Annotated in this window: 27 protein-coding genes and 1 pseudogene; 7 read left to right on the top strand and 21 right to left on the bottom strand. The window is 60.7% G+C overall.

Annotated elements, in window-relative coordinates; all coding sequences use genetic code 11:
- Positions 1–228 precede the first annotated feature (228 nt).
- On the top strand, positions 229–1,428 hold the full coding sequence (locus A3C3_RS0120515) for an NAD-dependent formate dehydrogenase (RefSeq protein ID WP_028739837.1): 1,200 nt from the start codon (positions 229–231) through the stop codon (positions 1,426–1,428).
- An 86-nt stretch (positions 1,429–1,514) separates the two neighbouring features.
- Here the strand turns inward: A3C3_RS0120515 and A3C3_RS0120520 are convergent, their stop codons facing one another.
- Positions 1,515–2,201: a GntR family transcriptional regulator gene (locus A3C3_RS0120520; RefSeq protein ID WP_022716461.1), complete on the bottom strand. Its 687-nt coding sequence runs from the start codon at positions 2,199–2,201 to the stop codon at positions 1,515–1,517.
- A 274-nt stretch (positions 2,202–2,475) separates the two neighbouring features.
- Here A3C3_RS0120520 and A3C3_RS0120525 point away from each other — a divergent pair, with 274 nt between their 5' ends.
- Entirely contained in the window at positions 2,476–3,246 is a 771-nt protein-coding gene (locus tag A3C3_RS0120525; RefSeq protein WP_022716462.1) for an alpha/beta fold hydrolase, read from the top strand.
- A 21-nt stretch (positions 3,247–3,267) separates the two neighbouring features.
- Here the strand turns inward: A3C3_RS0120525 and A3C3_RS0120530 are convergent, their stop codons facing one another.
- The 11 genes from A3C3_RS0120530 to A3C3_RS0120580 form a co-directional block, all read right to left on the bottom strand.
- Positions 3,268–3,993 carry an amino acid ABC transporter ATP-binding protein gene (locus A3C3_RS0120530; protein ID WP_022716463.1) on the bottom strand — a complete coding sequence of 242 codons (726 nt, stop codon included), beginning with the start codon at positions 3,991–3,993 and terminating at the stop codon, positions 3,268–3,270.
- Positions 3,971–4,630: an amino acid ABC transporter permease gene (locus A3C3_RS0120535; RefSeq protein ID WP_022716464.1), complete on the bottom strand. Its 660-nt coding sequence runs from the start codon at positions 4,628–4,630 to the stop codon at positions 3,971–3,973. The genes A3C3_RS0120530 and A3C3_RS0120535 overlap by 23 nt, the downstream gene beginning before the upstream one ends.
- Positions 4,627–5,298, bottom strand: coding sequence for an amino acid ABC transporter permease (locus A3C3_RS0120540; protein WP_022716465.1), 672 nt, complete (start codon positions 5,296–5,298; stop codon positions 4,627–4,629). Before A3C3_RS0120540 ends, A3C3_RS0120535 begins: the two co-directional genes overlap by 4 nt.
- A 74-nt stretch (positions 5,299–5,372) precedes the next feature.
- A complete protein-coding gene (locus A3C3_RS0120545; RefSeq protein WP_022716466.1) occupies positions 5,373–6,158 on the bottom strand; it encodes a transporter substrate-binding domain-containing protein in 786 nt (261 codons plus the stop codon).
- 4 nt (positions 6,159–6,162) lie between these two features.
- Complete coding sequence (locus tag A3C3_RS38855; RefSeq protein WP_084796992.1) at positions 6,163–6,909, bottom strand: GntR family transcriptional regulator; 747 nt, start codon at positions 6,907–6,909, stop codon at positions 6,163–6,165.
- Between the two features lie 165 nt (positions 6,910–7,074).
- Positions 7,075–7,878, bottom strand: a complete 804-nt coding sequence (locus tag A3C3_RS0120555) for an endonuclease/exonuclease/phosphatase family protein (RefSeq protein WP_022716468.1) — start codon at positions 7,876–7,878, stop codon at positions 7,075–7,077.
- A gap of 24 nt (positions 7,879–7,902) precedes the next feature.
- On the bottom strand, positions 7,903–8,343 hold the full coding sequence (gene rnhA / locus A3C3_RS0120560) for a ribonuclease HI (RefSeq protein WP_022716469.1): 441 nt from the start codon (positions 8,341–8,343) through the stop codon (positions 7,903–7,905).
- Positions 8,340–9,305, bottom strand: coding sequence for a homoserine kinase (locus A3C3_RS0120565; RefSeq protein WP_022716470.1), 966 nt, complete (start codon positions 9,303–9,305; stop codon positions 8,340–8,342). The genes rnhA and A3C3_RS0120565 overlap by 4 nt, the downstream gene beginning before the upstream one ends.
- 232 nt (positions 9,306–9,537) lie before the next feature.
- The gene (gene ispH / locus A3C3_RS0120570) at positions 9,538–10,542 is read right to left on the bottom strand and encodes a 4-hydroxy-3-methylbut-2-enyl diphosphate reductase (protein WP_022716471.1); all 1,005 of its coding nucleotides are present in this window, start codon (positions 10,540–10,542) and stop codon (positions 9,538–9,540) included.
- 63 nt (positions 10,543–10,605) lie between these two features.
- Complete coding sequence (locus A3C3_RS0120575) at positions 10,606–11,361, bottom strand: SURF1 family protein (RefSeq protein WP_022716472.1); 756 nt, start codon at positions 11,359–11,361, stop codon at positions 10,606–10,608.
- Positions 11,354–11,737, bottom strand: coding sequence for a DUF983 domain-containing protein (locus A3C3_RS0120580; RefSeq protein ID WP_022716473.1), 384 nt, complete (start codon positions 11,735–11,737; stop codon positions 11,354–11,356). Before A3C3_RS0120580 ends, A3C3_RS0120575 begins: the two co-directional genes overlap by 8 nt.
- Positions 11,738–11,864: 127 nt before the next feature.
- Here A3C3_RS0120580 and A3C3_RS0120585 point away from each other — a divergent pair, with 127 nt between their 5' ends.
- On the top strand, positions 11,865–12,506 hold the full coding sequence (locus tag A3C3_RS0120585; protein WP_022716474.1) for a chloramphenicol phosphotransferase CPT family protein: 642 nt from the start codon (positions 11,865–11,867) through the stop codon (positions 12,504–12,506).
- A gap of 56 nt (positions 12,507–12,562) precedes the next feature.
- On the opposite strand, the gene A3C3_RS0120590 is transcribed toward A3C3_RS0120585, so the two are convergent.
- From A3C3_RS0120590 to coxB, 6 genes are all read right to left on the bottom strand, one after another.
- On the bottom strand, positions 12,563–13,441 hold the full coding sequence (locus A3C3_RS0120590; RefSeq protein WP_028739838.1) for a cytochrome c oxidase subunit 3: 879 nt from the start codon (positions 13,439–13,441) through the stop codon (positions 12,563–12,565).
- A gap of 60 nt (positions 13,442–13,501) precedes the next feature.
- Positions 13,502–14,110 carry a cytochrome c oxidase assembly protein gene (locus tag A3C3_RS0120595; RefSeq protein ID WP_022716476.1) on the bottom strand — a complete coding sequence of 203 codons (609 nt, stop codon included), beginning with the start codon at positions 14,108–14,110 and terminating at the stop codon, positions 13,502–13,504.
- A gap of 4 nt (positions 14,111–14,114) precedes the next feature.
- A complete protein-coding gene (locus A3C3_RS46170) occupies positions 14,115–14,252 on the bottom strand; it encodes a hypothetical protein (RefSeq protein WP_022716477.1) in 138 nt (45 codons plus the stop codon).
- Positions 14,252–15,208: a heme o synthase gene (locus A3C3_RS0120605; RefSeq protein ID WP_022716478.1), complete on the bottom strand. Its 957-nt coding sequence runs from the start codon at positions 15,206–15,208 to the stop codon at positions 14,252–14,254. The genes A3C3_RS46170 and A3C3_RS0120605 overlap by 1 nt, the downstream gene beginning before the upstream one ends.
- Before the next feature lie 66 nt (positions 15,209–15,274).
- Positions 15,275–16,972, bottom strand: a complete 1,698-nt coding sequence (ctaD, locus tag A3C3_RS0120610) for a cytochrome c oxidase subunit I (protein WP_022716479.1) — start codon at positions 16,970–16,972, stop codon at positions 15,275–15,277.
- 18 nt (positions 16,973–16,990) lie between these two features.
- Complete coding sequence (gene coxB / locus A3C3_RS0120615) at positions 16,991–17,881, bottom strand: cytochrome c oxidase subunit II (protein WP_022716480.1); 891 nt, start codon at positions 17,879–17,881, stop codon at positions 16,991–16,993.
- Between the two features lie 340 nt (positions 17,882–18,221).
- Between coxB and A3C3_RS0120620 the strand changes: the two genes are divergently transcribed.
- The 3 genes from A3C3_RS0120620 to A3C3_RS0120630 all read left to right on the top strand — a co-directional run bounded on the left by A3C3_RS0120620 (position 18,222) and on the right by A3C3_RS0120630 (position 20,839).
- Complete coding sequence (locus tag A3C3_RS0120620; RefSeq protein WP_022716481.1) at positions 18,222–18,842, top strand: invasion associated locus B family protein; 621 nt, start codon at positions 18,222–18,224, stop codon at positions 18,840–18,842.
- A gap of 76 nt (positions 18,843–18,918) precedes the next feature.
- A complete protein-coding gene (gene tldD, locus A3C3_RS0120625; RefSeq protein WP_022716482.1) occupies positions 18,919–20,334 on the top strand; it encodes a metalloprotease TldD in 1,416 nt (471 codons plus the stop codon).
- 16 nt (positions 20,335–20,350) lie between these two features.
- Complete coding sequence (locus A3C3_RS0120630) at positions 20,351–20,839, top strand: GNAT family N-acetyltransferase (RefSeq protein ID WP_022716483.1); 489 nt, start codon at positions 20,351–20,353, stop codon at positions 20,837–20,839.
- 365 nt (positions 20,840–21,204) lie between these two features.
- Here the strand turns inward: A3C3_RS0120630 and A3C3_RS41670 are convergent.
- Positions 21,205–21,505: pseudogene (locus A3C3_RS41670) on the bottom strand (pyrophosphatase).
- A gap of 74 nt (positions 21,506–21,579) precedes the next feature.
- A complete protein-coding gene (locus A3C3_RS0120645; protein WP_028739839.1) occupies positions 21,580–22,848 on the bottom strand; it encodes a D-alanyl-D-alanine carboxypeptidase family protein in 1,269 nt (422 codons plus the stop codon).
- Positions 22,849–23,068: 220 nt separating this feature from the next.
- Between A3C3_RS0120645 and A3C3_RS0120650 the strand changes: the two genes are divergently transcribed.
- Positions 23,069–24,115, top strand: a complete 1,047-nt coding sequence (locus A3C3_RS0120650) for a polysaccharide deacetylase family protein (RefSeq protein WP_022716486.1) — start codon at positions 23,069–23,071, stop codon at positions 24,113–24,115.
- 4 nt (positions 24,116–24,119) lie between these two features.
- On the opposite strand, the gene pdxH is transcribed toward A3C3_RS0120650, so the two are convergent.
- On the bottom strand, positions 24,120–24,740 hold the full coding sequence (pdxH, locus tag A3C3_RS0120655; protein WP_022716487.1) for a pyridoxamine 5'-phosphate oxidase: 621 nt from the start codon (positions 24,738–24,740) through the stop codon (positions 24,120–24,122).
- Between the last annotated feature and the right edge of the window lie 66 nt (positions 24,741–24,806).

Here is a 24,806-nt window from a genome sequence, read left to right on the forward strand (position 1 = left end):
GAGGGCAAGGGGATTGCGATGACTTCGCGACGGCTCTACTTGAAACCGTGTCCGGCTCCTCCACCTTTCCTAAGTGGTGCCAATCACGAACGCGGGAGCGCTGCGAGCGAGCCTGCTGGCCACAGATCATTCAACAGAGCACATTGCCCTGCTGTTCGTCCGCATTGACCGGCAGCCTCGAAGAATTCGAGGCACTCCCTTTTCGTTTTCAAATGAAGGGAGATGGAAATGGCAAAGGTCGTTTGCGTCCTCTATGACGATCCGGTCGATGGATATCCGAGCGCCTATGCGCGGGATGGCCTGCCGAAACTCGAACACTACCCCGGCGGCCAGACGCTTCCCACCCCGAAAGCCATCGATTTTCAGCCGGGCGCCCTGTTGGGCAGCGTCTCCGGCGAACTGGGCTTGAGGAAGTTTCTCGAAAGCCAGGGGCACAATCTGGTCGTGACCTCGGACAAGGACGGTCCCGGCAGCGTCTTCGAACGCGAGCTTGCCGACGCCGAGATCGTGATCTCGCAGCCTTTTTGGCCGGCTTACCTGACCGCCGAGCGGATCGCCAAGGCGGCCAAGCTGAAGCTGGCGATCACCGCCGGCATCGGCTCCGACCATGTCGATCTCCAGGCCGCGATGGACCGCGGCATCACCGTCGCCGAGGTGACCTACTGCAACTCAATCAGCGTATCCGAACATGTGGTCATGATGATCCTCAGCCTCGCGCGAAACTATATCCCCTCCTACCAGTGGGTCGTGAAAGGCGGCTGGAACATCGCCGACTGCGTCGCGCGCTCTTACGATATCGAGGGCATGGAGATCGGCACGGTGGGTGCCGGGCGGATCGGCAGCGCGGTGCTTCGCCGGCTGAAGCCGTTCGACGTCAAGCTGCACTATACCGACCGCCACCGGCTTCCCGATGCAGTCGAGAAGGAGCTCGGCGTTACCTTCCACAAGACGCCAACTGAGATGGTGCCCGTCTGCGATGTCGTCACGATCAACGCGCCGCTGCATCCGGAGACGGAAAACCTCTTCGACGAAGCGATGATCGCCAAGATGAAACGCGGCGCCTACCTGGTGAACACGGCGCGCGGCAAGATCTGCAATCGCGATGCCGTCGCGCGGGCGCTCGAGAGCGGCCAGCTTGCCGGTTATGCCGGCGACGTGTGGTTCCCGCAGCCCGCACCGAAGGACCATCCTTGGCGGTCGATGCCGCATCATGGCATGACGCCGCATATTTCAGGCTCGTCGCTCTCTGCCCAGGCGCGCTACGCCGCTGGCACGCGGGAAATTCTCGAATGCTGGTTCGAAGGCAAGCCGATCCGCGAGGAATATCTGATCGTCGACGGCGGCAAACTCGCCGGCGCCGGTGCTCACTCCTACAGCGCCGGAGACGCGACGCGCGGGTCTGAAGAGGCGGCGCGATTCAAAAGCTGAAGGCGCCCGGTAGCTCGGAAGGTCGACCAGCTCTCGTTGCCTGCCGAGAGCCGAAGCGTTGCAGGCATGCGTCATCGTCAGTAATGTTATGCCGACTTGTTCGCTTCAATGAAACGACGCAGCGCTGTGGCAGCGTTCAGCATATGTGCTCGCATGCGCCGAGATGCCATTTCGCCGTCACCCTCCGCGATCGCCTGCATGATGGCATCGTGCTCATCCCGGGATTTACGCATCCGATCGCCTTGCCGTAGTTGCGTGCGCCGAAAGGCGTTCAGCCTCGTGCGCACCGCTATCGCTTGTTCGGCAAGAAAGCCGTTGTGGGTAGCGCGATAGATCGTCTCATGGAATTCACGGTTGAAAGCATCATACGCGTCAAAATCACCCTTCTCGACAATCTCGTCAGACATGTCGTGCAGTCCGATCAGGTGACTTCGCTCGAGCGGGGTCATACGGTATGTCGCAAGCCGCACGCACATGGCCTCGATCTCGGCCGACGTCTCAAACATGTCCATGATGCGTTCGGGGGTCAAGCGAGCCACGACGACGCCTCGCCGTGCGCGAACCTCGACGAGCCCGCTGACCGCCAATTGACGCAGCGCTTCTCGAACCGGAGTGCGCGAGGCGCCGAAACGGTCGGCAAGCTGCTGTTCGTCCAGCGAAGCACCCGCTACCAGCGTGCCCGTAGCGATCTCATCCGTCAGTGCGTTGCGAATGCGGTCAGACAAGAGTTCCCGGTCATCGACATCATCTCGAGCGTCTGATCCCTTGACCATGCATAATCTCCCTGACCGTCGGGCTCCTTTGTACGCGAATATGCACAACCGGAAAAGTGACGCATGCAAAATAGTCATCACGGGACTGTTACGCATTCAATTATTGAAATATTACCGTTTGAAGAATACACATTACCAGCACATCATCCATCGTGCATACGCATGGACTTTTATAAAAATGCGAAGCTGGACGACTGGAAAAGCTCTCGCAGCCACGCTTGAGACACGTTGTACGCAAGCCTTCAAACTGTTCGACGCAGAAGGAAGCCAACTCATGATGATGACAAGACGCATTTTCTCAGCCGCCATTGTTGCCGGCGCGGCCACCTCTCTTGTCTCAACCCGCATCATGGCGGCACCCTCTGGTGCGGTGAAGGCGCGCAACGTCGTCCTGGCGCATGGGCTGTTCGCTGATGGATCGTGCTGGTCCGAGGTGATTGCCCGACTGCAGGCAGCGGGGTTTAATGCCACGGCCGTGCAAAATCCGCTAACGACGCTGCCTGAAGCGGTATCCTCCGTTGAGCGGGTGCTAGCACGGCAGGATGGCCCGACGGTTCTGGTCGGGCATTCCTTCGCGGGGATGATCGTAACTGAAGCCGGTATGCATCCGAACGTGTCGGCACTCGTTTATATCGCAGCGCGGGCGCCGGATGCGGGCGAGGATTATGCCGCACTGGCCAAGACATTTCCCACGCCACCGGCCTCCGCAGGTATCGTTTTCGATGGTGACGAAGGGCGCCTTAGCGAGGCGGCATTCCTGCATGATTTCGCGGGCGACCTACCGGAAGCAAGGGCGAAGGTGCTTTATGCTGTCCAGGAGCCATTCAACAAGGCTCTCCTTACGGGCAAGACCTCGCAGGCGGCTTGGCGTTCGAAGCCAAGCTGGTATGCCGTTTCGACGGAAGATCGCACGATCAATCCAGACCTCGAACGCTTCATGGCCAAGCGCATGGGAGCCAAGACCATAGAGGTGAAGGCCAGCCACCTCTCGCTAATCTCCCATCCGGATGAGATCACCCAACTGATCATCGAGGCGGCGGGATAGCACACGCGATCGGGCCGCCCCCTAATGCACTCCGAGGAACTGCTTGAGTTCGGCGGTCTTCGGATTGGCGAAGACTTCTTCCGGCGGGCCGATTTCGTGGACGCGGCCCTGGTGCATGAAGACGACGCGGCTGCAGACGTCGCGGGCGAATTTCATCTCGTGCGTCACCATCAGCAATGTCATGCCCTCGGAGGCAAGCTCGCGCACGACGGCGAGAACCTCGGCGACGAGTTCCGGGTCGAGCGCGGAGGTGATCTCGTCGCACAGCAGCGCGATCGGCTGCATGGCAAGCGCCCGGGCAATCGCGACACGCTGCTGCTGGCCGCCGGAAAGCTCGTCGGGATAGGCATCGAACTTGTGGCCAAGGCCGACGCGGTCGAGCATCTTGCGGGCGACCTCTTCAGCCTCTGCCTTCGGCGTCTTCTTGACCACCGACTGCGACAGCATGACATTGCCGCCGGCCGTCAGGTGCGGGAAGAGATTGAACTGCTGGAAGATCATGCCGACCTTCAGCCTGAGCGCCTTCAGATGCAATTCGTCGTCCAGAAGCTGGGCGCCGGCTACCGAGATCGAACCTTGGGTGATGGTCTCGAGGCCGTTGATGCAGCGCAGCAGCGTTGATTTTCCCGAGCCGCTCTTGCCGATGATGGCAATGACCTCGCCCGGCTCCACATCCAGGTTGATGCCCTTCAGCACCTCGTTCGTGCCGTAGCTCTTGCGGATTTCAGTGATTTCGATGAGCGACATTGAGCTTCCTTTCGAGGATCTGGCTGCTCTTCGACAGAGGCCAGCAAAGCGCAAAATAAATAAGAGCGACGAGCCCGTAGACTGTGAAGGGCTGGAAGGTTGCGTTGGTGACGACGGTGCCTGCCTTCGATAGTTCGACGAAGCCTATGATCGAGGTGAGCGCCGTTCCCTTGACGACCTGGACGGAGAAGCCGACAGTCGGCGGCACGGCGACCCTCAGCGCCTGCGGTAGGATGACGTAGCGCATCTGCTGCAGCCTTCCCATGCCGAGGCTGGCGGAGGCTTCCCATTGGCCTTTTGCAACCGCTTCGACGCAGCCGCGCCAGATTTCGGCGAGGAAGGCAGCGGTCCAGAGGATCAATGTCAGGCCGGCGGCAAGCCAGGCCGGCACGTCGATGCCGAAAAGTCCGAGACCGAAGAATGCGATGAAGAGTTGCATCAGGAGCGGCGTGCCTTGAAAAAGCTCGATGTAGTATTTTGCAAGCGCCCGCAGCGACTTCCGCTTGCTGATGCGCAGGAAGAGCAGGCCGAGCCCGACCGCGCCGCCCCCGATGAAGGAAACGAGCGAAAGCAGAACTGTCCAGCGCGTGGCGAGCAGCAGGTTACGCAGGATATCCCAGAGTGTGAACTCGATCATCGGACAAGCCTCCTCGGGAAGATGAAACCGCCGGCCACCACCAGCAGCTGCCGGAGCAGGATCGCCAGCGCCAGATAGATGGCCGTCGACACGATGTAGGCTTCGAAGGCGCGGAAGGTTCGCGACTGGATGAAGTTGGCGGCAAAGGTCAGGTCCTCGGCGGCGATCTGCGACACGACGGAGGAGCCGAGCATGACGATCACCACCTGCGAGGAAAGTGCCGGCCAGATGCGCTGGAGCGACGGCACGAGAACGACATGTCGGAAGGTTTCGAAAGGCGTCATGGCGAGGCTTGCGCCCGCCTCGAACTGCCCCTTCGGCGTCGCCTGGATGCCGGCGCGGATGATCTCGCAGCTATAGGCCCCGAGATTGACGATCATAGCAAGATTGGCGGCCGTCAGCTCGGAAAGCTGCAGACCGAGCGACGGCAGGCCGAAGAAGATGAAGAAGAGCTGGATCAGGAACGGCGTATTGCGGATCAGCTCGACATAGGCCGCAACGACGGGCTTCAGCCAAGCCGGGCCGAGCGCGCGCACCCAGGCACAGAAGGTGCCGAGCAAAATGCCGAGCACGCCGCCGATCGAGATCAGCTCGATGGTGATCACGATGCCCTTGACGATCTGCGGGTAATATTGAAGCAGCCAACCGAATTCGAAATGGTAGCTCAAGACACTGTCCCCTCTTTGAATACCGACGGCGAGTGGTCACCCTGCGGCGCGGGATGACCATGCTGGACCGGTTTTTAGAGGTCTTTCGGGAGGTCGGCGCCGAGCCACTTCTGAGCAATGGCGTTCAGCGAACCTTCGGCCTTGGCGGCGGCGATGATGCCGTTCACCTTTTCGAGAAGCGCAGGCTGCTCCTTGCTGAGGCCGATGTAGCAGGGCGAGTTCTTGATCAGGAACTTCAGTTCGGGCCGCTTCGGGGGGTTCTTGGCAAGGATGGCGGCGGCAACGACGTTGCCGGTTGCAACGGCCTCTACCTGACCGGAGAGGAAGGCGGAAATCGTGCCGTTGTTATCCTCGTAGCGTTTAATCGTGACATCGGCAGACGCGATCTTCGTCAGTTCGAGGTCTTCGACGGCGCCGCGGGTGACGCCGACCGTCTTGCCGGCAAGATCTTCCACCTTGGCGACGGAAAGATCGCCTGGCGCGAACACGCCGTTATAGAAGGGCGCATAGGCCGCGGAGAAATCGATGACCTTTTCGCGGTCCGGATTCTTGCCGAGGCTGGAAATAACCAGATCGACCTTGTTCGTCTGCAGATAGGGAATGCGGTTGGCGCTGGTGACCGGCACGAGCTCGGTTTTGACGCCGATTTTTTCGGCAATCAGATTGGCCATGTCGATGTCATAGCCCATCGGCGCCATATCGGTGCCGACGCTGCCGAAGGGCGGAAAATCCTGCGGGACGGCGACGCGCAGCGTGCCGCGCGCGGTGATGTCGGCAAGCGCATCGGCATGGGAAGCGGAACCGAAGCCGACAGCGGCTGCGAGCGTTGCGATTGCAAAGAATGTTCTTCTTGTCAGCATGTGTTCATTTCTCCTTTGAAGTTGCGGTTTTTCGTGTGCCTGACGGTTGGGAAGACACGGTCCTGGGAGGGAGCGACAGGGAGCTGCGCAATTCCGAGAGTGGGTCCGGGCGGGTCGTGAGGTCCAGGCCCGTTTCCACCTCGTCCAGATGTTCGACGGAGAGCTCGGCGGCCTTGACGAAATCGCCTGCTGCCATGGCCTCGAAGATGCGGCAGTGCCCCTCATGAGATTGCACTGCGTGAAATTCCGACTGATAGAGCATCGAAATCAGGATTGTCCTGGCAGTGAGATCGCGCAGGATGTCGACAAGGATCGGGTTGCCGCCGAGTTCGGCGATACGGATATGGAAATCACCCATGAGGCAGGTGAGGCGCTGGCGGTCGCCTGCAGCCATCGCAGCCTTTTCCTCCTCGAGGTGGGAGACGAGAACCGTGCGACCCTCGTCCGTCAGCGCGCGCATGCCACGCAACAGGCCGGATTCGATAGCGCGCCTTGCCTCATAGACGGTCATCGCCTCTTCGGCGGACGGCTCGACCACAAACCAGCCTCGCCGGGGGCTCACGGTGACGATGCCGCGCGTTTCGAGCCTCATCATCGCCTCGCGCACGCGGGTGCGCGAAACGCCGAAGACTGACGCAAGCTGGTTTTCGCTCAGCCGCGTGCCGGGCCGGATCCGGGCGGAAAGAATGCCCGAAACGATGGCCTCTTCGATGTTGCTCTGTGTGCTTTCCGATGTATGGCTATCTTGCATACAAGACGGGTAAGCAAGCCATATGCCAATTTTCGCAAATACTTCATTTACAACGGCTTTCCCACCCTGGACCGCGAACCAGTCCGTTGCAATGCCCACAATTTAAGCGGTTTCACATGCTGAATGATGACGAGGCGTCGATATCGGAGGCAACCGAGCCGACGGCTACACAATGTCCAGCAAGAGCGGCCGATGGTCGGACACTTCCGGTTCCCCGACGACGTCGAAGCTCACGACGCCGACTTCAGGCGTCACCAGCATATAGTCCGCAAAGCGCCCGTCTTTGGCATAGTGCGATGTTCTCGTATCCGTGAAGCCGCGGGAAGTGACGAGATCAGTGAGGCCGAGTCCACCGAGCACATCGAACATGACACTTCCGGGCAGCACGTTGAAGTCGCCGCAGACGACGAGACGCTCGCCCTTGCGCCAGATCTGCCCGATCAGGCTGACCAGCGCATCGGCTTGGCCCCGGCGTGCGGGCGTATCGCCCTTGCCGGCCATCTCACGCAGGCCATGCAGGTGGGCGATCGTGATTGCTTGGCCGGCCCCGTAGTCGAAAAGGCGAATGGCATGGGCGTTGCGGGCGCGCGGATGCTCTCCGTAGCTATCTGCTGAGAAATCGCCATGCACGAAATCCACCGCGTGGCCGATGACCGCAACCGACCGACGCACGAACGTCGCAATACCGAACTCCGAAGGCACCCTGTTTTCGTCATCATAAAGCTCGCCTCTCGCCGTCGGGGCGAAGAAGGCGTCATGCTCCGGAAGAACTGTCTTGATCTCCTCGAAGAGGTTGGCGCGCTGCGGCAGGATGTGGCTGCCATCGCGATATTCCAGCCAGTCGCTCTTGACGGTGACGGAACGGGTGACCTCCTGGAGGCAGAGCACGTCCGCCTCAGCAGCCCGGAAATAGTCCATCAGCGGCCGATGCAGCTTGCCGCCCCAGGCATTCAGCGAAATGATGCGCAATACCGCCTCCCCGGATTTGCCGCCCTACCGCTTCTTGAAGGGCGCCATGCCCATGCGCGCCAGTTCGTCGGCACGCTCGTTTTCCGGATGGCCGGCATGGCCCTTGATCCAGTGGAGCGTCACTTTATGTTTGTTGCGGGCTTCCTCCAGCGCCTGCCAGAGCTCGGCATTCTTCACCGGTTTCTTGTCCGCGGTCTTCCAGCCGTTTTTCTTCCAGCCGAAAATCCACTTGGAAATCCCGTCCTTGACGTAGGCGCTGTCGGTATAGAGGTCGACCTCGCAGGGTGTCTTCAGCGCTGAGAGCGCCGAAATCGCCGCCATCAACTCCATGCGGTTATTGGTTGTCTCCGCCTCGCCGCCCGAGATTTCCTTTTCAATGTCGCCATAACGAAGGATCGCGCCCCAACCGCCAGGACCGGGATTGCCCGAGCACGCGCCGTCGGTGAAAATCTCGACGTGCTTCATGCCGAAAGCCCGTATTCGGCAGCCGATGCGACCTGCCGGTGGAAGCGCAGCTTGCGCAGGTATTCGAGCGGGTCCTTCTTGGTGACCATCGCGCCTTCCGGCGTCGTCAGCCAGTCATAGAGGCGGGTCAGGAAGAAACGGAGCGCAGAACCACGCGCAAGCACAGGAAGCGCTGCGAGTTCGCCACTGTTGAGCGGCCGAACACTCTGGTAGCCTTCCAACATGGCAGTGCCCTTGGTGATGTTGTAGGCGCCGTCCTTTTCAAAGCACCACGCGTTGAGAATGATCGAGACGTCGTAGGCAAGCAGATCGTTGCAGGCGAAATAGAAATCGATCAGGCCGGACAGCTCATCGCCGAGGAAGAAGACGTTGTCGGGGAAGAGATCGGCATGAATGACGCCGGCCGGAAGGTCCTTCGGCCAGTGGGCGGAAAGGAAATCGATCTCGCCCCTGATTTCGGCAGACAAGCCCTTCTCGACTTCGTCGGCGCGCGCCTCGGACTTATCCCAAAGCAACTTCCAGCCGTCCAGCGACAGCGCGTTGGGCCGCTTCAGTTCGAAACCTTCGCCGGCGATATGCATCTGCGCCAGGGCCTTGCCAACTTCGCGGCAATGTTTGGCTTCGGGCTTCCTCAGCCACATGCCTTCGAGGAAGGATATGAGCGCCGCCGGACGATCCGAAAGCGTACCGAGCAGCGCACCGTCCTTGCGCGGCATCGGCAGCGGGCAGGACACGCCGCGGGCGGCAAGATGCTGCATCAGGCCGAGGAAGAACGGCAGGTCGGCCTTTTCGACGCGCTTTTCGTAGAGCGTCAGGATCAGCGGCTTTTTGGTGGTGTGCAGGAGGAAGTTGGAATTTTCCACACCTTCCGCAATTCCCTTGTAGGAAAGCAGGGTGCCGGCGTCATACTCCGTCAAAAACCACTTTAAATCGTCTTCTGAAATATCGGTATAGACTGCCAAGGAGGGCTCTCACATTAAGTACGCTAAGGGGGAGTGGTGAAGCGCATGGGGATACCCCCCTCTGTCACTTCGTGACATCACCCCCACAAGGGAGGAGATTGGAAGCATGCGTCTTGCCTTGCGACCTATCGTCTTCGTCGCGATTACCGAAGACGGTGTTACAGCACATCTCCGCCCTTGTGGGGGTGATGCCCGGCACGGCAAAGGAGGGTAAGCGGCACGCTCCAAGCCCCTAATCCCCGTTCACAAAAGCCATGTCGGCCGTCGTCAGCTCGATGTTGCGCAGTTCCCGGTTGACTAGGAAATGCTCGTTTTCCTGCACGGTCTCCGCAAGCTCCACCCTGGCGTCGAAACGCGCCCGGAAGGCCTCGATGATCTCGTTGACGATCACTTCCGGCGCGGAGGCACCGGCGGAAAGGCCAAGCGTCGAAATCGGACCGATGTCGTTCCAGTCCAATTCGGCGGCGCGCTGCACCAGGATCGACTTCTTTGCCCCTGCCCTCAGCGCGACTTCGACAAGGCGCTTGGAGTTAGAGGAATTCGGCGCACCGACGATGATGAAGAGGTCGCAGCCGGGTGCGGCCTGCTTGACCACTTCCTGGCGGTTGGTCGTGGCATAGCAGATCGAATCGGCGGCGGGTGCCGTCAGCTTCGGGAAACGTTGCTCGAGACGCGCAATCACGCCGGCCGTGTCGTCGACCGAGAGCGTCGTCTGGGTCACGTAGCCCAGATTGTCGGGATCGGCAGGCTGATAGGCATCGGCGTCTTCGACCGTCTCGATCAGCGAGACGGAGCCCTCGGGAAGCTGACCCATCGTGCCGATGACTTCCGGATGACCGGCATGACCGATCAGCACGACATGGCGGCCGAGGCGATTATGCCGCATCGCCTGCTTGTGAACCTTGGAAACCAGCGGACAGGTGGCATCGAGATAGAAAAGATTGCGGGCGTTCGCATCTTCCGGAACGGACTTCGGGACGCCGTGCGCGGAAAAAACGACGGGCTGGGCGCGGTGCTCTGCCGGAATTTCATCGAGTTCTTCAACGAAGACCGCGCCCTTGGCCTCCAGTCCCTCGACGACGTAGCGGTTATGGACGATCTCGTGGCGGACATAGACGGGGGCACCATAGGATTTCAGCGCCAGCACGACGATCTGGATGGCGCGGTCGACGCCGGCGCAGAAGCCGCGCGGTCCGCAAAGCCTGATCGTCAATGGAGGTTTCGCCGCTATGTTCATGTCACGTCCGGTAATCTGGGATAGGGGCTGTCTAGCCCAATATAAGAAGGAATTGAAGCGATACTATTGCGAGGCCGGCTTGCCGCGCCCGCCGAACCACGAGATCGCAACGATCACGACCAGCACCGCCGCCAGGCCATACCAAGTAAAGGCATATTGCAGGTGGTTGTTCGGCAGGTCGACGTCGGTGACGCCGCCGATCGGCAGGCCTTTCGGGTTGGGCGTCGAATCGGCATCGACGAAGAAGGGCAAGACGCTCGCCGTGTCGAGACCGGTGCTTGCGGCCATCACGTCGAGGTCTTTCCAGTAAAAGATGTTCTGAGCGACATCGTTGTCCGGTACGAGCCAGGAAGGCTTTCCACGCAGCTTGTTGCGCGCCAGGCCGGTGACCGTCTGCTCGCCGGTCAGTTGGCCCTGCACGCGCATTTCCGGCTCCTTGTTCTCAAAAGGAACGAAGCCGCGATTGACGAAGAGGTAGCGTCCGCCGGCAAGCTCAAGCGGGGTGTAGATGTAATAGCCCGTCTGGCCGCGCCAGGTGGCGAAGAAGTGCCGCTCCTTGTTGTTCACATAGCGGCCGGTTGTTGTGACGGGCCGGTATTCGATGTCGTCGCCCGAGGCGAGCATCCGCTCGATATCGGCGAGCGGCACCGGCGCCGAGGCGCGGCGCTGGGCAATATCGGCGATCAGCCCTTCTTTCCAATGCAGGCGCTCCACCTGCCAGGTGCCGAGCGAAACGAGTACGGCGAGAGCAATCAGCACGGCAATGCCGGCGAAGACCGGCAGCCTGCGGCGCGCAGCCACGGCATGGATATCAGTCACTGGAAATGCGTCCTTCACGGGCATTGTGGCGGTATTGCATGGCAATCAGGATGCCCTTGCACCAGCGTAGCGCCACCAGCGAAAGAGCGATCGTCAACGGACCGAACAGCAGAATGTGCAGCCAGATTGGCGGCGAATAGTTCACCTCCAGCCAGAGCACGGAGCCGATGATGATGAAGCCGACGATGAGAATGACGAAGACGGCGGGGCCATCGCCCGAATCGGCAAAGGAATAGTCGAGGTCGCAGGCGGCACAGCGCGGCTTCACCCCGAGCACGCCATCGAACAATTTTCCCTGTCCGCAGCGCGGGCAGCAGCCCCGCATCCCGGTCCTTGCGGGATCCACAGGGGGAAAATGTGCACTGTCTTCGCTCATCGCCTTCCTTTCGGCCGGAGATCATTTTCAGCCGCGCCTTAACTCTCCCATAAAGTATCTGCAGGACGAAAGGAAATAGCTGCGCGATTTCGCCTCAGCGATTCGCGCCAAACAGAAGAAGACGCTGATGACCAACGAGAACCCTGCAGGCCAGATCGTGATCCTGAACGGGGCGCCGCGAAGCGGCAAGACGACGATCGCGAGAGCCATTCAACAGCAGTTCGAAGGACCGTGGATGAACCTCGGCGTCGACATCTACAATGCCGCGACGCCGGCGCGCTACCTGCCGGGCATCGGCCTTCGCCCCGGCGGCGAGCGCCCCGATCTTGAGGAGCTGGTGCCGTTCTTCTACGCAGCACTCTACGAGTCCATCGCCATCCATGCCGGGCTCGGGCTGAATGTCGTCGCCGACCTCGGTCATCACGACGCCTATTCGCAGCCGCTCGGGATTCTCACCGATTGCGCCCGGCGGCTGGAAGGCTTCCCGGTGCTGTTCGTCGGTGTGCTCTGCCCGCTCGACGTCATCATGCAGCGTCGCAACATCGACGAGCCCGGGCGCGAGCATCTTTATGAAAGAGGCAATGGCGAGGTCCCTGTTCCGGACGCCGTGCGGCGCTGGCAGGAGGAGGTGCACAGGCCGGGCATCTACGATCTCGAGCTCGATACCTCGGTGCTGACGCCATATGAATGCGCCGAGGCGATCCGGCACCAACTCGATCTCGGAATTGCGGAGCCATCGGCCTTCGAGCGGATCGCTGCTTCAAGGTAGCGATGAAAAAAGGCGGGCGCCGATGGCACCCGCCTTTCTGATTTTCTTTCGGTCCATCAGCCTGCCGCGACAGGAGCGCCCCAGCCGCCCCAGACGTAGATGCAAAAGAACAGGAATAGCCAGACGACGTCGACGAAATGCCAGTACCAGGCGGCGGCTTCGAAACCGAAGTGCTGCTTCGGCGTGAAGTCGCCGCGCAACGCGCGCAGCAGGCAGACCAGCAGGAAGATCGTGCCTATCTGCACGTGGAAACCGTGGAAGCCGGTCGCCATGAAGAAGGTGGCGCCGTAGATCGAGTTCTTGAATGCGAAGGGCGCGTGCATGTACTCGTAAGCCTGGACGCCGGAGAACAGAACGCCGAGCAGGACGGTGAGCGTCAGGCCCTGAATGAGACCTCTGCGATCATTATGAAGCAGCGCGTGATGCGCCCACGTGACCGTCGTGCCGGACAGCAGCAGGATGACGGTGTTGTAGATCGGCAGGTGCCAGGGATCGAGAACCTCAATGCCCTTCGGCGGCCACTGGCCACCAGTATAGGCAAGGCGCGACGCCTGGATCGCTTCGTTCGCAAAGAGGCTGGCGTCGAAATAGGCCCAGAACCAGGCGACGAAGAACATCACTTCCGAGGCGATGAACATGATCATGCCATAGCGCAGATGCAGCGAGACGACGCGGGTATGGGCACCCTCATGGGCCTCCTTCACCGTATCGGCCCACCAGCCGTACATGACATAGAGGATCACTACGAGGCCGATGTAAAACAGCCAGGGCTGGGCCCATTCGACACCGAAGAGGTGCAGCGAACCACCGTTCAGGTAGCGCATGTAGCCGACGCCGCCGAATGTTACGATGAAGGCGCCAAGCGACGCCAGAATCGGCCACGGGCTTGGGTCGATGATGTGGTAGTCGTGATTTTTCTGATGCGCATCGGCCATGTCAGATCCCCGGATGTCTTCCTTCGCTTCGCCACCGGCATAGCCGGAAACGATCCTCAATCAAAGTTTCTTTTCAACCTTCTGCGCTCCACCCTCGTTCGAAGCCACCGGCTTCGGTCCCTCTTTCGGGTAGAACGTGTATGACAGCGTAATCGTGTGGATGTCTTTCGACTCGACGGCCTTGGTAATATCCGGGTCGATATAGAACACCACGGGCATTTCAAGCTTCTCGCCCGGCTTCAGGTCCGTTTCGGTAAAGCAGAAGCACTGGATCTTGTTAAAGTAGACGCCCGCCTCGCCCGGCGTCACGTTGAAGACTGCCTGGCCGCGCTGCGTCTCGTTCGACTTGTTCTCCGCCACGAAATTGACCTGGATGGTCTCGCCGATGCGCGGATTGACCTCGCGCTGCACCGGCTTGAAGTCCCAGTACAGGCCCGACGCCACATTGGCGTCGAAGGTCACGCGCATCTTGCGGTCGAGGATGACGCTCGACGCCTGATCGACGCGTTGGGTGGTGCCGTTGTATCCCGTCATCTGGCAGAAGATGCGGTAGAGCGGAACCGCGGCATAGCTCATCGCCGTCATACCGATGACGAAGCTCAGGCACATGAAGACGACGGCGCCATTGTTGCGACCCTGCTTGTTCTGTGCGTTTTCGGTATCGCTCATCGCTTCAGCCTCCGTGCCCGGTGAACTTCACGATGGTGATGGCGTAGAAGAGAACGCAAAGGCCAGCAAGCGCGAGGCCGAGAGCGATGTTCCGGTTGCGGCGCGACTTGCGCTGCGCTTCCGTGAGCTTGACCGTTTCCATCAGAGCAAACCTCCTGCATGGGAGACCAGCATGGAAGCGAGCCGGTCTATCAACAGGGCAGAAAAGATGGCGAAGAGATAAAAGATCGAGAAAGCAAAAAGCTTCTTCGCCGGGATCATCTTGGGATCGCCATCCGGCATGCGCCAGACGGCGATGGAACAGTATATGAAGACCGCGCCGAGCGATGCAGCGACAAGACCGTATCCGGCGCTCGCAAAGCCGAGGAAGGACGGAACTACGCCGCACACGGCCGTCAATACGGCATAGGCGACGATCTGGTGTTTGGTGGCGCGCTCGCCAGATACGTTCGGCAGCATCGGCACGCCGACGGCTTCATAATCGCGCATCTTGAACAGCGCGAGCGCCCAGAAATGCGCCGGCGTCCAGAGGAAGATGATCAGAAACAGGACGGTGCTTTCGATCGTCACCGAATTCGTCACGCAGGCCCAGCCAATCATCGGCGGAAAGGCGCCGGCGGCACCGCCGATGACGATGTTCTGCGGCGTCGAACGCTTCAGCCACATCGTGTAGATGACGACGTAGAAGAAAATCGTGAAGGCGAGGATCGATGCCGAGAGCCAGTTGACCGCGAGGCCGAGGATGACGACCGAAAAACAGGAGAGGATCAGGCCGAAGGCCAGTGCTTCCTTGGGCGTGATGCGACCTGCCGGAATCGGGCGGCGCGCGGTGCGGGTCATGATGGCGTCGATATCGGCATCATACCACATGTTGAGCGCACCCGAGGCGCCTGCGCCGATGGCAATGCACAGGATCGAAATCAGGCCGAGCACGGGATTGATGTGGCCGGGTGCCAGCACGAGGCCGGCAAAAGCCGTGAAGACCACGAGCGACATGACGCGCGGCTTCAGAAGCTCGAAATAATCGCGCGCACTGGCTTCCGACAGGAGATGTTCGCCGTCGTTCACAAGTACCTCGTGATTGTTTATGACCCTCATTCTTCCGTCCTGCATTCTTCAAGGCCGGACGCCGCATTTGCATGCGGCGCCCGGAATATCAGCATCTTACTTGATGCGCGGGAGCTGTTCCCATTGGTGATACGGCGGCGGCGAAGGCAGCTGCCATTCGAGCGTCGTGGCACCCTCGCCCCACGGATTGTCGCCGGCGACGCGCTTCCTGGCGAAGGCTTCGAAGACGCCGAAGAGGAAGATCAGCACGCCGAAGGCCGAGATGTAGGAGCCGATCGAGGAAACGTAGTTCCAGCCGGCAAATGCATCCGGATAGTCGATGTAACGGCGCGGCATTCCAGCAAGGCCGAGGAAATGCTGCGGGAAGAACACCAGGTTGACCCCAATGAACATGACCCAGAAGTGCAGCTTGCCGACGAACTCGTTGTACATGTAGCCGGTCATCTTCGGGAACCAGTAGTACCAGCCTGCGAAGATGGCGAAGACAGCACCGAGCGACAGAACGTAGTGGAAATGAGCCACGACGTAATAGGTGTCATGCAGCGAGCGGTCGAGACCGGCGTTAGCGAGTTGAACACCCGTCACGCCGCCGACCGTAAACAGGAAGATGAAGCCGATCGCCCAGATCATAGGCGTGCGGAAGGTGATCGAGCCGCCCCACATCGTTGCGATCCACGAAAAGATCTTCACGCCCGTCGGAACGGCGATGACCATCGTTGCGAAGACGAAGTAGCGCTGCGCATCGAGCGACAGGCCGACCGTATACATGTGGTGGGCCCAGACGACGAAGCCGACGGCACCGATCGCGACCATGGCATATGCCATGCCAAGGTAACCGAAGACCGGCTTGCGCGAGAAGGTCGAGATGATGTGGCTGACCATGCCGAAACCTGGCAGGATCAGGATGTAGACTTCCGGGTGACCGAAGAACCAGAACAGGTGCTGGTAAAGAATCGGATCGCCGCCGCCTTCCGGCGCGAAGAACGACGTGCCAAAGTTGCGATCGGTGAGCAGCATGGTGATGCCGCCTGCCAGAACCGGCAGCGAGAGCAGCAGCAGGAAGGCCGTGATCAGAACGGCCCAGGCAAAGAGCGGCATCTTGTGCAGCGTCATGCCCGGAGCGCGCATGTTCAGGATCGTGGTGATGAAGTTGATCGCACCGAGGATCGAGGAGGCTCCCGCGACATGCAGCGCAAAGATCGCAAGATCGACCGCCGGACCGGGCGTACCGGAGGTGGCAAGCGGCGGGTAGAGCGTCCAGCCGCCGCCGGCACCGTAAGCGCCCGCCGGGCCTTCGACGAACATCGAAAGCACGAGCAAAAGGAAGGCAGGAACGATCAGCCAGAAGGAAATGTTGTTCAGACGCGGGAATGCCATGTCCGGCGCACCGATCATGATCGGCACCATCCAGTTGGCGAAACCGCCGATCATCGCGGGCATGACCATGAAGAAGATCATGATCAGCGCGTGCGCAGTCGTGAACATGTTGAACATCTGCTTGGCGCCGTCGATGGCGGCGTCGCCTTCGTAACCATAGACCATCGAGGCCAGGCCGTGGAAGATCTGGATGCCCGGCTCCTGAAGCTCCATGCGCATGGCAACAGAGAGCGCGCCGCCGACGATGCCGGCAATGATCGCGAAGATCAGGTAGAGCGTGCCGATGTCCTTGTGGTTCGTCGAAAAGAACCAGCGGTTGACGAAGCTCGGCTTGTGCGAGTGGTCGTGATGATCGTCATGCGCATGAGCGTCATGCGAGTGATCATGAGAATGATCGTGAGCGGAAGGTCCAGCCATTGTCCCGAGCCCCTTCTATTACTGAACGTTTTCGGCGACGTCGACGGTCTTTGCAGGACCGTCGGTGGCAGCCATGAGAGCCTTGTAGGCTCCGGGAAGATCAGAAGCGGCAGCCGTCAGCCACTGCTTGTACTTGTCTTCGGAGACGACGCGGATCGCGATCGGCATGAACGCGTGGTCCTTGCCGCAGAGCTCGGAACACTGGCCATAGAACAGGCCCTCGCGCTCCGTCTTGAACCAGGTTTCGTTCAAACGGCCGGGAACGGCGTCAATCTTGATGCCGAAGGACGGCATGGCGAAGGCGTGAATGACGTCGGTCGGAGCGGCAGTCACGAGAACGCGGACCGTCTTGTTGACCGGCAGAACCACTTCGTTGTCGACGGCGAGCAGACGCGGATAGGTGGCGAGGTCGGACTTGCCGGCAGCTGCGCGATCCGGATCCTTGAGAAGATAGGAGTCGAAGGTGAGCGGCGTCTCGCCGGTGCCTGCGTATTCATAATTCCACTGCCACTGGGTGGCCGTCGCTTTCAGCGTGACATCCGGGTTTTCCGGCAGGGTGAGCTGCGCCGTCAAAAGGTTGAACGACGGAACGGCAAGGAAGAGAAGAATGAGAACCGGCCCGACGGTCCAGATGACTTCGATCAGCGTGTTGTGGCTTGTCTTCGAAGGCACCGGATTGGCGCTGGCGCGGAACTTGAAACAGACGACGATCAGCAGCACGAGAACGAAAAGCGTGATCGGAACGATGAACCACAGCGTATATTGCTCGAACCAGCGGATTTCCCGCATGATCGGCGTTGCCGCCGGCTGCAGCGTTGCCTGCCACGGCAGGGGCTGATCGGCAAAACTGCCGGAAGCAAAAAGCAGACAGACCAGCGCGGCCAGTGCTGCATAAGCCTTCTTAATCACCTTAGTATCTCCCTCGAGCGCTTGATCTGCCACAAATCGAACGCAGAATCCTTGCCATCTTCAGCGCTTCAAACCACAGTTTGGCATCTACCGCAACAGGCCAGAGCGATTGTCTATGCGGCATTTTTGCCTAAAGTCAAATTCCGCAGTCAGGGCAAAACATTGCTGAAGTTTTCATGGTCATATGAAAAAGACCGGCTGTAACCAATCTGCCCTTCCGACAATATCGGCGAAAGGTCCTATTTCTGCCGTAGTCCCCCGGTTTTGACGGGTCGGGGCTTTTCATTTCCGGTGGCGGCCTTCAACAATAGCGGCACTGATTCGAATTCCAGAGGTTTCCATGGGTTTCCGTTCCCTCGCGCGGTCGCTTATCCTGACCACCAGCATCGCAGCCGCGGCGACAACGCCCGTATTTGCCCAGCAGCAGCCTGCGCCGAAGCCGCCTGCCCAGCAACCGGCGCCGGCCCAGCCGGCGCCAGCGCAACCGGATCGCCCGCAGCAGGCAACGCCCGGACAAAGCCAGCCGCAGGCCCCCGGAACCGTGAAGTCCAACCACGGCGCTTGGTCCGTCGTCTGCGACAAGCCGGCTGGCGCTTCGGCCGAGCAATGCGCCCTGATGCAGAACGTGATTGCCGAAGACCGGCCGGAGGTCGGCCTCTCGGTCGTCGTGCTGAAGACCGCCGACCGCAAGTCGAAGATCCTCCGCGTTTTGGCGCCGCTCGGTGTCCTGCTACCGAACGGCCTCGGCCTCAATGTCGACGGCAAGGACATCGGCCGCGCCTATTTCGTGCGCTGCTTTGCCGACGGCTGCTACGCCGAAGTCGTGCTCGAGGACGAGCTGCTCAAGACATTTCGCAGCGGCACCAGCGCCACCTTCATAGTCTTCCAGACGCCCGAAGAAGGCATCGGCATTCCCGTCGACCTCAAGGGCTTTGCAGAAGGCTACGACGCCCTGCCCTGATAAGGGCTTGCTCGAACAGCTCTGCGGACCTACATCGGCCTGGAAGCGTTTCTGCTTCGAAGCGGAGAAGACGACTATGAATACCGACCTGCTGACGCTGTTCGACGCCGACGAAACGACGATGCGCAAACACGTTGCCGAGGCGCTTTCCGGCTCCGATGACGGCGAGCTATTCATCGAGCATGCGCAGGCGGAATCGCTGATGTTCGACAATGGCCGCCTCAAGGGCGGAAGCTTCAATACCGAGCAGGGTTTCGGCCTTCGCGCCGTCGCCGGCGAAGCGGTCGGCTACGCGCATGCAGGCGATCTCTCGGTTGCGGCGCTGAAGCGCGCGGCAGAGGCCGTCGGAGCGGTCACGAAGGGCTATTCCGGCAGCTACGCCGCAGCGCCCCAGCGCACCAACAAGAAATTCTACGGCGACGAGAACCCGATCGGCTCGCCGACCTTCGAAGAGAAGGTTAAAGTCCTGACCGATATCGATGCATACCTGCGCGGCAAGGACGACAAGGTGCGCCAGGTGACGGCGTCGGTCGCCGCAAGCTGGCAGGTTGTCGATATCCTGCGCGCCGATGGTCATCGCGTTCGCGATATCCGCCCGATGACGCGCATCAACGTCTCCGTCATCGTTGGCGAAGGCGATCGGCAGGAAAGCGGCTCCTATGGCAGCGGCGGGCGCATCGGCTTCGGCGATTTTATTGCCGAGGGCAATTGGCAGTACGGTGCCGACGAGGCGCTTCGTCAGGCACTCGTCAATCTCGAAGCGATCGAAGCGCCGGCCGGCACAATGGATGTCGTTCTCGGCTCCGGCTGGCCGGGCGTCATGCTGCACGAAGCGGTCGGCCATGGCCTCGAGGGCGATTTCAATCGCAAAAAGACCTCGGCCTTCGCCGGCCTGCTTGGCCAGATGGTGGCTGCACCGGGCGTCACCGTGGTCGATGACGGCACGATCGACAGCCGACGCGGCTCGATCACCATCGACGACGAGGGCACGCCCTCCGGCTACAACGTGCTCATCGAGAACGGCAAGCTCGTCGGCTACATGCAGGACCGGCAAAACGCCCGGCTGATGGGCATGCAGCCGACCGGCAACGGCCGCCGCCAGGGCTATGCCCATGTGCCGATGCCGCGCATGACCAACACCTACATGTTGGGCGGCGAAAAGACGCCGGAAGAGATCATCGCTTCCGTGAGGAAGGGCATCTATGCCGTCTCCTTCGGCGGCGGCCAGGTGGACATCACCTCCGGCAAGTTCGTCTTCGGCTGCACAGAGGCTTACCTCATCGAGAACGGCAAGATCGGCGCACCAATCAAGGGCGCGATGTTGATCGGCAACGGCCCGGATGCGATGAAGCGCGTCTCGATGATCGGCAACGACATGAAGCTCGACACCGGCATCGGCAATTGCGGCAAGGCCGGGCAGTGGGTTCCGGTCGGCGTCGGACAGCCGCATCTGCGCATGGACCAGGTGACCGTCGGCGGCACGAAAGCCTAACGATCCGGAGGTGGTGATGAGCGAGATCGAGATCAGACCCTTCGCCGCCCCTGACATCGATGGTGTCTTTTCGGTCATCCTGCCGATCCAGCGCGACGAATTCGGCTTCGCGATCACAGCCGACGACCAACCTGATCTGCAGGTCATCCCGGATTTCTACCAGTCCGGCAAAGGCCAGTTCTGGGTCGCGGAGCTTGACGGCGTCATCGTCGGCACGATCGGCCTCAAGGATATCGGCAACAACCGGGCAGCGCTGCGCAAGATGTTCGTCGCCGCGCCCGTGCGCGGCCCCCGGCACGGCGTTGCCGCAAAGCTGCTCGACACGCTCTTTACCCATGCCAAAGCACATGGCATTCACGAGATCTTCCTCGGCACGACCGACAGATTCCTCGCCGCGCATCGCTTTTACGAGAAGAACGGCTTCACTGAGATCAAGCGCAGCGACCTTCCCCGCTCCTTCCCCTTGATGGCCGTGGACAACAAGTTCTACCGGAGAGCGGTCTAGCGATCGTCCACCGGACCAAAGTCTCAGTGAAGGCGTAATGTTTGGCCGCCGACGTTCCTGCTGAAATTCATATCACCTTACCTTGGATGTTCAGCGCATGAAACGCGCTTCGTGGCCTCGCCAGGCGCTATTGCAGCTATTTTGAAAATCGAAACCGAGCGGTTAGCGACGCATTTATCTCGATGAGAGCGAATTAGCAGCGCTACCCTCAACATTCGTCGGCCCTGCTGAGACCGGACGGAGAGGTCATGCTTGCCAGGCCGCATTCGATCGAGGGAGCGCCTTATTTGACCGAAGAACAGTGCCAGTGGTGGATCGCCGAGAGCTTGCGGCGTGGCAAGGCGACTTGCCTGAAGCGCACCTAGTCACGGCCTAAACAGCCACTTCCGCTCGATCGCTAGTGCGAGGTCGATGCCGTTTTGGCGGGCGAAAAGCAGGATGTGGCCGAGCATGTCGGCCGTCTCGTCGGCGAGATCCTGCTTCAGTTCGTCCGGCGCCTTGCCTTTCGGGCGGCCTCTGCCGCTCACGCGGTTCCAGGGCCTGCGTGAGTTCGCCCATTTCTTCCTGCAGCTTCAGGAGATACCAGTCCGGATCTCTTTCGATGCCGTTCACTTCAGCATAACGGCGGGAAGAGGATTCGAACTTTTCCGCGAGATCGGCAAGCATCGGCGTTCTCCTTTTGTATCCAAAACAGGAGAATGCCGATTCGTCCGGATTGTCCAGCGAAGGGTGTTCGGAGCTTAGCCTTGATTGGCGAGCAGCACGCAGTCGTAGGAGCGCTTCTTGAGGGCTTCGCAGGCGGCGGTGGCGGCCTGCTCACTGTCGAACCCGACGAAGCGGGCGCGGTAGATGGCGTTGGCGCCGGTGCCGAAGGCTTCCGTATAGGGCGTTGCGGATTTCAGCGCCGTGCCGCCTTCGGACTTTGCCTGCGCAAGCAGCGCACGGGCGGCATCGGCGCTTGGAGCGGCGGAAATCTGGATCTGCCAGCCGCGGATCGACGGCTGCGGCTTGCCAGCATTGGCCATTTCCTCAAGTGCTGCCGGACGCTCCAAGGGAACGGTTGCCGTGTCAGAGTAACCGAGCGCGAAAGGAGCGTTGCCGGCTTCGCCTTCGCTTCGTGGCGCGGCGGCTGCAAGCGGCGCATCCGTATCGGCGGCGGCGGAGGCGACTTCGACCGGCTGCTTGGCGCCGACGCTTGCAAGCAGCCTGCCGCCGCTGGAAGCGCGGCCGAGATACTTGTCGAGTAGTGCGGCCATCTGGGCATCGCGGCTGCGAGCCGTGCGGCCGCCGAGAACGACGCCGACGACGCGGCGGTTACCGTCGCGCACGGCGCTCACAAGATTGAAACCGGAGGCGTTCGTGTAACCCGTTTTGATGCCGTCCATACCCTGGTAGCGAACCATCAGGTTGTTATGGCCGCGGATGGTTTTGCCGCGGAAGGTGAACGCGGTCATCGAAAAGAGCCGGTATTCCCTCGGATAGTGCTTGAGCAGCGCGACGCCGAGGGTGGACATGTCGCGGGCTGTCGTCACCTGCCGCTCATCCGGCAGGCCGGAAGCATTATAAAAGGCGGTACGGTTCATGCCGAGCTGACGGGCCTTCTGCGTCATTACGCGGGCGAAGTTGCTTTCGGAGCCCGCGAGCGTTTCGCCCACCGCGGCCGCGGCATCATTCGCGGATTTAACGATCATCCCATAGACGGCTTCGCGCACGGTGATCGTTCCGCCCGCCTTCACGCCGAGCTTTGTCGGCGGGCGGCTGGCTGCGTATTTCGACATGACGATCGGCGTGTCCCAGGTGATCTTGCCGCGGTTCAGCGCCTCGAAGGTGAGGTAGAGCGTCATCATCTTGGTGAGCGACGCCGGGTGGTTCAGCACATCACCGTTCTCGGACGCGAGAACCTTGCCTGTCCGGGCATCGAGGATGAGGGAGGCGCTGCCGGCCATGGCCGCGATCGGTGCCGAAACGGCAAGCGTCACAGCTAGAAATGCGGCCAACAACCTTTTCATGAAGTCCCCTCAATACAAGTGCCGACTGCGGCGAAGCCAAAACATGTCCCGTTCTGCGACAGAAGCCGCTAATCTGGCGCGACTTTGAGGCAACGGACACTAATTTTTTGAGTTTTCTTTGCTCTTGGTGAACGGAACGTAAAGATTTCACCCGAAAATGCAACGTTCAACAACGCTTAACACCATAATTGATAGGCTCGCCCGTCTTCAGGGAGGCGGAATGCACAGGCTGTGGAAAAGTCGCGCGAAACGGATCGCCATTGCCGGCGGGCTCGAAGCTGCGCATCTCATCGCTGCTCTCCGGCTCATGCGCAGCGCGCGCGGGCGCGGTGCGATCTTTACCCTGCATCATGTCAGGCCGCACGAGCCGCATGCTTTTGAGCCGAATGCACACCTCGAAATCACGCCCGCATTTCTCGATGCGGCACTGACGCAGCTTGCCCATGACGGGTACCGTTTCGTCGCGCTGGACGAGATTCCGGCATTGCTTTCCAAACCGGCCGGCGACCATCCCTTTGCAGCCTTTACCCTGGACGACGGCTACCGCAACAACCTCGTTCACGCCTATCCGATCTTCGAGAAGCACGAGGCACCCTTTACCGTGTTCGTGGCAAAGGGCCTGACGGAGCGCACGCACACGATCTGGTGGGAGACGCTTGCCGCCGTCCTGCGGAAGGCCGAAAAGGTCCACTTCGATTTCGGTGGAGGCGAAGAGAGCATCACGCTTTTCACATTGGCCGATCAGCATGCGGCATTCTCGCGGTTCGCGGCCCATGTCCACAGCGCCGACGAGGCCTCGGCGGTTGCGAAGATCGATGCGCTTGCCCGTCACCATGAGATCGATCCGGCCGAACTCGTCGACGATCTCGTGATGGGCGCGGCGGAACTCAATCTTCTCGACGCAAGCCCCCTCGCGTCCATCGGCGCCCATACGGTCAGCCACCGCGCGCTCGCGCGGCTTCCGGAAGCCGAAATACGGGAGGAGATGGCGCTTTCCGCCGACCATGTAGAGGCGATTACCGGCAAGCGGCCGGAAACCTTCGCATTCCCATATGGCACGCCCCAAGCAGCAACCCGTCGCGAGGCGGCAATCGCAGCCGAACTGAGGTTCGAGGTCGCGGTGACGACCCGGCCGGGCGTCTTGCGGCCGGACCTGCCTGGCAGCACCACCTATCTGCCGCGGCTCTCTCTCAATGGCTTTTACCAGAAGCCGCGCTATGTCTCGGCACTCGCCTCCGGCATCCCGCTGAAGCTGATGGGCCGTTAACGGCTCAAGGATACATCCTGACCTTTTGCCAATCGCCTTCCGGGGCCTGGCGGCGGAATTCGATGCGGTCGTGCAGGCGGAAGTTTTGGTCCTTCCAGAATTCGATCGAAACCGGCTTGATGCGGAAACCCGACCAGTAGGGCGGCCGCGGGATTTCGCCGATGGCATAACGCGCCGTATATTCGGCCACGGCTTTTTCCAGCGCAAAACGGCTTTCCAGCGGACGGGACTGCTTGGATGCCCAGGCGCCGATGCGGCTGCCGCGGGCGCGCGTCTGGAAATAAGCGTCGGCTTCCTCGTCTGTCACGATTTCCACAGGACCGCGCACGCGCACCTGCCGTCGCAGCGTTTTCCAGTGAAAACACATGGCCGCTTTTTTCTGCCCCAAGATTTCGCGGCCTTTCTGACTCTCGAAATTGGTGTAGAAGACGAATCCGTCGCTATCGAATCCCTTCAGGAGAACCATGCGGACATTGGGAAGGCCAACTTCATCGACCGTCGCAAGCGCTACCGCATTCGGATCGTTTATCTCGGAACCCTCGGCATCTTTCAGCCATTCCGCGAAAAGCTTGAACGGCTCGTCGCGCTCGGTGAAGTCACCGCTTATTAACTCATTTGCCGACATATTAGCTCAAATGCCCCGGGTTTATCGGTTTAATGCCCAGCTTTTCACGACTGGACAGGACGCAGG

Source organism: Rhizobium mongolense USDA 1844 (assembly GCF_000419765.1).
GTDB lineage: Bacteria > Pseudomonadota > Alphaproteobacteria > Rhizobiales > Rhizobiaceae > Rhizobium > Rhizobium mongolense.

Excerpts from the sequence above, each read along its gene's own strand:
- A3C3_RS0120515 (WP_028739837.1), top strand. The coding sequence starts at position 229 with ATGGCAAAGGTCGTTTGCGTCCTCTATGACGATCCGGTCGATGGATAT.
- A3C3_RS0120520 (WP_022716461.1), bottom strand. The coding sequence starts at position 2,201 with ATGGTCAAGGGATCAGACGCTCGAGATGATGTCGATGACCGGGAACTC.
- A3C3_RS0120525 (WP_022716462.1), top strand. The coding sequence starts at position 2,476 with ATGATGATGACAAGACGCATTTTCTCAGCCGCCATTGTTGCCGGCGCG.
- A3C3_RS0120530 (WP_022716463.1), bottom strand. The coding sequence starts at position 3,993 with ATGTCGCTCATCGAAATCACTGAAATCCGCAAGAGCTACGGCACGAAC.
- A3C3_RS0120535 (WP_022716464.1), bottom strand. The coding sequence starts at position 4,630 with ATGATCGAGTTCACACTCTGGGATATCCTGCGTAACCTGCTGCTCGCC.
- A3C3_RS0120545 (WP_022716466.1), bottom strand. The coding sequence starts at position 6,158 with ATGCTGACAAGAAGAACATTCTTTGCAATCGCAACGCTCGCAGCCGCT.
- A3C3_RS38855 (WP_084796992.1), bottom strand. The coding sequence starts at position 6,909 with ATGCAAGATAGCCATACATCGGAAAGCACACAGAGCAACATCGAAGAG.
- rnhA (WP_022716469.1), bottom strand. The coding sequence starts at position 8,343 with ATGAAGCACGTCGAGATTTTCACCGACGGCGCGTGCTCGGGCAATCCC.
- ispH (WP_022716471.1), bottom strand. The coding sequence starts at position 10,542 with ATGAACATAGCGGCGAAACCTCCATTGACGATCAGGCTTTGCGGACCG.
- A3C3_RS0120580 (WP_022716473.1), bottom strand. The coding sequence starts at position 11,737 with ATGAGCGAAGACAGTGCACATTTTCCCCCTGTGGATCCCGCAAGGACC.
- A3C3_RS0120585 (WP_022716474.1), top strand. The coding sequence starts at position 11,865 with ATGACCAACGAGAACCCTGCAGGCCAGATCGTGATCCTGAACGGGGCG.
- A3C3_RS0120590 (WP_028739838.1), bottom strand. The coding sequence starts at position 13,441 with ATGGCCGATGCGCATCAGAAAAATCACGACTACCACATCATCGACCCA.
- A3C3_RS0120595 (WP_022716476.1), bottom strand. The coding sequence starts at position 14,110 with ATGAGCGATACCGAAAACGCACAGAACAAGCAGGGTCGCAACAATGGC.
- A3C3_RS46170 (WP_022716477.1), bottom strand. The coding sequence starts at position 14,252 with ATGGAAACGGTCAAGCTCACGGAAGCGCAGCGCAAGTCGCGCCGCAAC.
- A3C3_RS0120605 (WP_022716478.1), bottom strand. The coding sequence starts at position 15,208 with ATGAGGGTCATAAACAATCACGAGGTACTTGTGAACGACGGCGAACAT.
- ctaD (WP_022716479.1), bottom strand. The coding sequence starts at position 16,972 with ATGGCTGGACCTTCCGCTCACGATCATTCTCATGATCACTCGCATGAC.
- A3C3_RS0120620 (WP_022716481.1), top strand. The coding sequence starts at position 18,222 with ATGGGTTTCCGTTCCCTCGCGCGGTCGCTTATCCTGACCACCAGCATC.
- tldD (WP_022716482.1), top strand. The coding sequence starts at position 18,919 with ATGAATACCGACCTGCTGACGCTGTTCGACGCCGACGAAACGACGATG.
- A3C3_RS0120630 (WP_022716483.1), top strand. The coding sequence starts at position 20,351 with ATGAGCGAGATCGAGATCAGACCCTTCGCCGCCCCTGACATCGATGGT.
- A3C3_RS0120645 (WP_028739839.1), bottom strand. The coding sequence starts at position 22,848 with ATGAAAAGGTTGTTGGCCGCATTTCTAGCTGTGACGCTTGCCGTTTCG.
- A3C3_RS0120650 (WP_022716486.1), top strand. The coding sequence starts at position 23,069 with ATGCACAGGCTGTGGAAAAGTCGCGCGAAACGGATCGCCATTGCCGGC.
- pdxH (WP_022716487.1), bottom strand. The coding sequence starts at position 24,740 with ATGTCGGCAAATGAGTTAATAAGCGGTGACTTCACCGAGCGCGACGAG.